Raw genomic sequence first — 4,986 nt, 5'->3', positions numbered from 1 at the left:
CTGTATCGCCTCAACCATCGGCCTCGCAAATGCTTGGACTATCGCACCCCGCATGAGGTCTTTTATCACTTGGAAACGACAGCTATTAAACTACCCACTGATGCACTTCGTGCTTGAATCTGCGATGAAAAGTGGCACTGGCGCATATGAGTGAAGCGCTGATAGCTATGAATCTTGATTATTTCTGGACATCCCACCATGCAAATGAATCGAAACATCAGCCAATGCTGATCTTTACAATGTCGTCACGCATCAATCGGATCGGCTTTACGAACTCGACGCACACTGGTCATCCAATCAACCCACCAAGGAAACTATTATGTTGAATTCTCTGCGTCGAACCCTCACAGCCACAGCGCTAGGCGTTGTTTTACTGACGGCTGGCATGGCGTTTGCGGCAGATCCGGTCACAGACGCGATGCAGGGCACCAGCGCAAGTTACCGGGTTGCCATGTTCAAGCTCAGTGGCCAGTCGCTGCCCGAAGCCACCGAGGCGTTGACAGCAGCCCAGAAAGCATGGGACAGCTTCCGTAATCAGGTTGGCAGCAAGCCAGGTGCGCCCTACGACAGGGATGCCGAATTTGCCGCCTCGGTGGCCAAAGTCAGTGCCATTTTCTCCAAAGCACAGAGCGAACTGGCCGCAGGCCAAGCTGGTGCCGCCCACACTGCCCTGAAAGAAGTGCGTAGCGTGATCGCTGATCTGCGTCGCCGCAGCAACGTTGTTGTTTATGCCGACCAGATTCATGCCTATCACCTGCAGATGGAAACGGTGCTGATTGACGGCAAAGCCATGCTTGAACAACCAAAAGGTATGCTGCAGGTCACCGCTCAGGTCGGTGCTCTGTCTTACCTGGCCAATCGACTGCGCACCCAGGCGCCGGCTGAGCTGCTTGGCAAAAGCGAGTTTGCTGCGATGGTCGATGCCGTCAACGGTGCCACACTGGACCTGCAAAACGCGTTGCTGGCGCAGGACATGGCCGCCGTGAAGGATGCGATGGGCAAACTCAAAGGCCCTTACAGCAAGCTGTTCGCCAAATTTGGCTGATCTGATTTTTCTTCACAAGGAGGTTTCATGAGTTCGTACGACGCCATCGGTTTGATGAAAAGCATCAACGAGAATCTGGCACCGTTTCGCAAGTCGCAATCGGAGGTGATGAACGGTTTTGGCCAGATGTCCAAGGCCGCCATGGCCGAGGGCGCCATCAGCGCCAAACACAAGGAAATGATTGCGCTGGCCATCGGCATCACCCAGCATTGTTCGGGTTGCATCGCGTTTCACGTCAAGGTGTTGCGTCGCCTGGGCGCAACCCGCGCCGAACTTGATGAAGTGCTGGCGCTGTGCGTTTATATGGCTGGCGGCCCTGGCCTGATGGAAGCCGCTGAAGCCATTGCCGCCTGGGAGGCCATGGAGCCTGCGGCACCAACCAGCGCCTGATTTTTTTGACCCCAACCCTGATCCTGGGTGCGTTGGGGGCATTTTTGAGGTAGTCTCCCGGCTCAATCGCAAGGGGGACATCATGAAATTTGTCTGGCCGGTACTGCTTGGGCTGGTTCGCACCGCGTACCTGGCCTATTCTCTGTGGTGTTGGTTGTTTCCGCTGGCGCTGGTTGCAGGTGGTGTTGCGTTGTGGGCCAGTGATGAAGCCAGCAGCCCGTGGCTGTTTCGCAGTTTCTGGGCACTGCTGGCGCTGTATCTGCTGGCGGCGACTTATGCCGTGCTGTTTGTTTACAACAAAAAAACGCCCGACGCACTCCGCCTCACGGATGAACCCAAGGACCCCAACCCCGGTCAAAGCGCGTTCCTGTCGTGGTTTGGGACACTGAAAAAGTTCAAGAACACCCGTGGTGCACCCGCTGTCAAGCTGTTCTGGCCATCCAGTTATCTGGTGGAAAACCCGCGTGGTTACAGCATCTCGGGTGCCAACATGCGCGCCATCATTCAAACATTGCAGCCCGGCGATATCCTGCTGCGTGCCTATGAAGGCTATGTCGACGGTGCCTTTATTCGGCGTTCATCGGTCACATCACAGCATGGTTTCCGACCGGGCTGGTATACCCATGCGGCGCTGTACGTCGGCGAGCTGACCGAGGCTGACCGGGCGCTGGTCCCACCCAGGTTTCAACAACGCGCTGAGTACTTTGCCACCGGCCCACAACAGGTGATTCATTCCATGGCCAAGGGTGTCCATGCTGAAGACATCCTGACCTTTCTGCGTTGTGATTACCTTGCTGTGCTGCGGGTGCCGGCGGAGCTGTCGCTTCCCCCCGGGGCGACGGCAGACCATCGCTCGGCCCGATCACACACCAAACCACCGAGTTTTTCCGACCCGCTGGTCGCCGAGCTGCTGCTGCAGTTGCAAAGCGGCGCTGCGGTCACACGGGCGCAAGTGGTGCAAGCGGCGCGCACCTCGGCGCTTGAGAAAATTGGCGAAGCCTACGACTTTGATTGCAGTGACACCAAAGAATTTAACCGTTTCAGCTGTGCCGAACTGGTGTATTACTGCCTGCGGGGCGTCTGGGGCGCCTTGCAACTGCAGCCGCTGGCGCACGCGCTGTACCCGTTGGTGCCTCTGAATACCCGCTTCAAGGTGCTGGAGCGTGTCACCATCACCCCCGACGACTTTCATGACCTGCTCGACCAGGGCACCCTCGAGCTTGCGTGGGAAGATAGCGTGAGCCAGAAAAACACCAAGCTCACCCCCCAATGAGCATCAGCAGCACTTTGCAACGCCTGCAGCGCCACCTGACCGAGGTGCTGGGACTTCATTACGACAGTCTGGTCGAGCCCGCCGAGCGACGCTGGCAGATCCGCATCACCATCTGGATCGGGATCGTGGTAGGGACAACCTTCGCCATTTTCAACCTCTTGACCCCAGGTATGGGCACACTGGGCCAGGTGGAACTGCTGGCGGTTTTGGCGCTGCTGGTACCAGCCGCTTTGCTGGTGCAAGGAGGCCGTTGGATCGATCTTGCCGAAAGGCTTCTGCTGCTGGCGGCGCTGGTGATATTTTCTGCCCTGATTGTTTTTGGCGGTATCGCCGGAACCGGGCTGTACTGGACCTACACCGCCCCATTCCTGGTCTTTTTCCTCAAAGGCCAACGCCGCGGCTGGTGGTACAGCCTGGGCTTTATGTTGCTGGTGACGGGCTACTTTGTCGCCGGTGGGCAAAGCCTTCCCTTTGCCTACCATTACCCGAGCGACGCCGCATTACATTACCTTCTGTCGCTGGCCTTTTACACACTGCTGGCGGCCAATTTCAATCTGCTGCGCAGCCGCTTTGAAGACAAGCTGACCCAGCGGGTGGCCGCCCGTACTGCCGACGCGCAAGCGCTGTTGAGTCAGATGCAGTACCTGGCCACACACGACGAAACCACCGGTCTGCCCAACCAGACCCAATTGGTCGAACTGCTGAGGCAGGAAATCGCCGAGGTGCAGCAACATGGCCAGCGCCTGGCGGTATGTAATTTGCGGCTGGAACGGCTGCAGGAGTTTGGCAATGTGCTGGGGCTTGCCGGTGTCGACAGCGTAGTCAAGCAGGTGGCCAGCCAACTGGCCAGCATAGTGGCTGGCCATGGGGTGCTGTCGCGCGGGCGACGCGACGAGTTCACCATCAGTTACCGGATCGATAAGGCGCAGTTCGATGTGCAGGGATTGGGGCGTTTTATCGCTCGCCAGAACCTGGCGGTGCAGGAGCAGGGGCTGTCACTCTACATCGAACTCACACTCGGTCTGAGCTTGCTCCCGGACCATGGAACCGATGCCCCCACGCTGCTGAAGAAAGCCGAACAGGCATTGCTGCAGGCGCGCAAGCAAGCGCAGCGCTGGTTTGTCTATGACGAGCAGCAAGACAAGTTATTCACCCGCCATCATCTGCTTTTTGGCAAGCTGCGCGACGCCTTGCATGAAGACTGCCTGACCATGTATTACCAGCCACAGATCGATCTGGTCACAGGACAAGTAGTGGGTGCCGAAGCTCTGGTGCGCTGGCCTGACCCCAGCGAAGGCATGATCTCTCCCATGGCCTTCATTCCAGTGGCGGAGGAGTCCGGGCTGATCCGACCGCTGACCATCTGGGTGCTGTCAGCGTCGATGCGCGAGTGTGCCCGCTGGCATCAGGCGGGCCTGATGCTGAGTGTTTCCATCAACCTGTCTGCACTGAACCTGCTCGACCCGGAGTTACCGGATGCCCTGCAGGCCGCACTGAGCGATACCGGTCTGGCAGCGCAGTACGTCAATCTGGAGATCACCGAAAGCTGCTTTATGGCCTCCCCGCAACGGGCCATGGCGATGTTGCGCAATTTGCATGAGTGGGGCTTCAGACTGTCGATCGACGACTATGGCACCGGCTATTCCTCGCTGGCTTATCTGAAGAGCCTGCCAATCGACGAGTTAAAAATCGACCAGACCTTTGTCCGCAAACTCCTCTCGAGCCCGGGTGATCAGGCGATTGTGGCGTCAACCGTTGCCTTGGCCCACAACTTTAAGCTGCAGGTGGTTGCGGAGGGCATCGAAGACCCGATGACCGCACAATGGCTCCGGGCCCAGGGCTGCGATGTGGGGCAGGGTTACAACTATGCCAGGCCCATGCCTGGTGACGAACTTGTACAGTTTGTCAAAGACAGCCTGACCTCAAGCTGACACCACCCGCTGCGTCTGTTCACCCAGCCCGTGCACCCCGAGCCGCATGGTTTGCCCGGCTTTCAGGTACACCGGCGGTTTTTGGCCCATACCGACGCCGGGAGGCGTGCCGGTTGAAATCACGTCGCCAGGCTGCAGGCTCATGAACTGGCTCAGGTAATGAATCAGGAACGGCACTTTATAAACCATGGTCTTGGTATTGCCGTTTTGATAGCGTTTGCCGTCCACTTCGAGCCATAAGTCGAGATTTTGAGGGTCTGGCACCTCATCGGCGGTGACCAGCCAAGGCCCGAGCGGGCCAAAGCTGTCGCAGCCTTTACCCTTGTCCCAGGTGCCGCTGCGCTGAA

At 58.2% G+C, this 4,986-nt stretch carries 5 protein-coding genes; 4 read left to right on the top strand and 1 reads right to left on the bottom strand.

Features of this window, described 5'->3' with window-relative positions; translation table 11 throughout:
* Window positions 1-319: 319 nt before the first annotated feature.
* From KBF66_RS18765 to KBF66_RS18750, 4 genes are all read left to right on the top strand, one after another.
* Entirely contained in the window at window positions 320-1,045 is a 726-nt protein-coding gene (locus tag KBF66_RS18765) for a hypothetical protein (RefSeq protein WP_296661154.1), read from the top strand.
* A gap of 27 nt (window positions 1,046-1,072) precedes the next feature.
* The gene (locus KBF66_RS18760; protein ID WP_296661152.1) at window positions 1,073-1,435 is read left to right on the top strand and encodes a carboxymuconolactone decarboxylase family protein; all 363 of its coding nucleotides are present in this window, start codon (window positions 1,073-1,075) and stop codon (window positions 1,433-1,435) included.
* An 82-nt stretch (window positions 1,436-1,517) separates the two neighbouring features.
* Complete coding sequence (locus KBF66_RS18755) at window positions 1,518-2,708, top strand: hypothetical protein (protein ID WP_296661150.1); 1,191 nt, start codon at window positions 1,518-1,520, stop codon at window positions 2,706-2,708.
* Window positions 2,705-4,639: a GGDEF domain-containing phosphodiesterase gene (locus KBF66_RS18750; RefSeq protein ID WP_296661149.1), complete on the top strand. Its 1,935-nt coding sequence runs from the start codon at window positions 2,705-2,707 to the stop codon at window positions 4,637-4,639. The genes KBF66_RS18755 and KBF66_RS18750 overlap by 4 nt, the downstream gene beginning before the upstream one ends.
* On the opposite strand, the gene KBF66_RS18745 is transcribed toward KBF66_RS18750, so the two are convergent.
* On the bottom strand, window positions 4,631-4,986 hold a 356-nt coding region (locus KBF66_RS18745), incomplete at its 5' end, for a fumarylacetoacetate hydrolase family protein (RefSeq protein ID WP_296661146.1). The genes KBF66_RS18750 and KBF66_RS18745 overlap by 9 nt on opposite strands.

Origin of the sequence: Rhodoferax sp., assembly GCF_018063565.1 — a bacterium.
Classification (GTDB): Bacteria; Pseudomonadota; Gammaproteobacteria; order Burkholderiales; family Burkholderiaceae_C; genus Rhodoferax.
The sequence above is the reverse complement of the archived record's forward strand: the minus strand, read 5'-3'. Positions and strand labels throughout refer to the sequence as shown.

Excerpts from the sequence above, each read along its gene's own strand:
- KBF66_RS18765 (WP_296661154.1), top strand. The coding sequence starts at position 320 with ATGTTGAATTCTCTGCGTCGAACCCTCACAGCCACAGCGCTAGGCGTT.
- KBF66_RS18760 (WP_296661152.1), top strand. The coding sequence starts at position 1,073 with ATGAGTTCGTACGACGCCATCGGTTTGATGAAAAGCATCAACGAGAAT.
- KBF66_RS18755 (WP_296661150.1), top strand. The coding sequence starts at position 1,518 with ATGAAATTTGTCTGGCCGGTACTGCTTGGGCTGGTTCGCACCGCGTAC.
- KBF66_RS18750 (WP_296661149.1), top strand. The coding sequence starts at position 2,705 with ATGAGCATCAGCAGCACTTTGCAACGCCTGCAGCGCCACCTGACCGAG.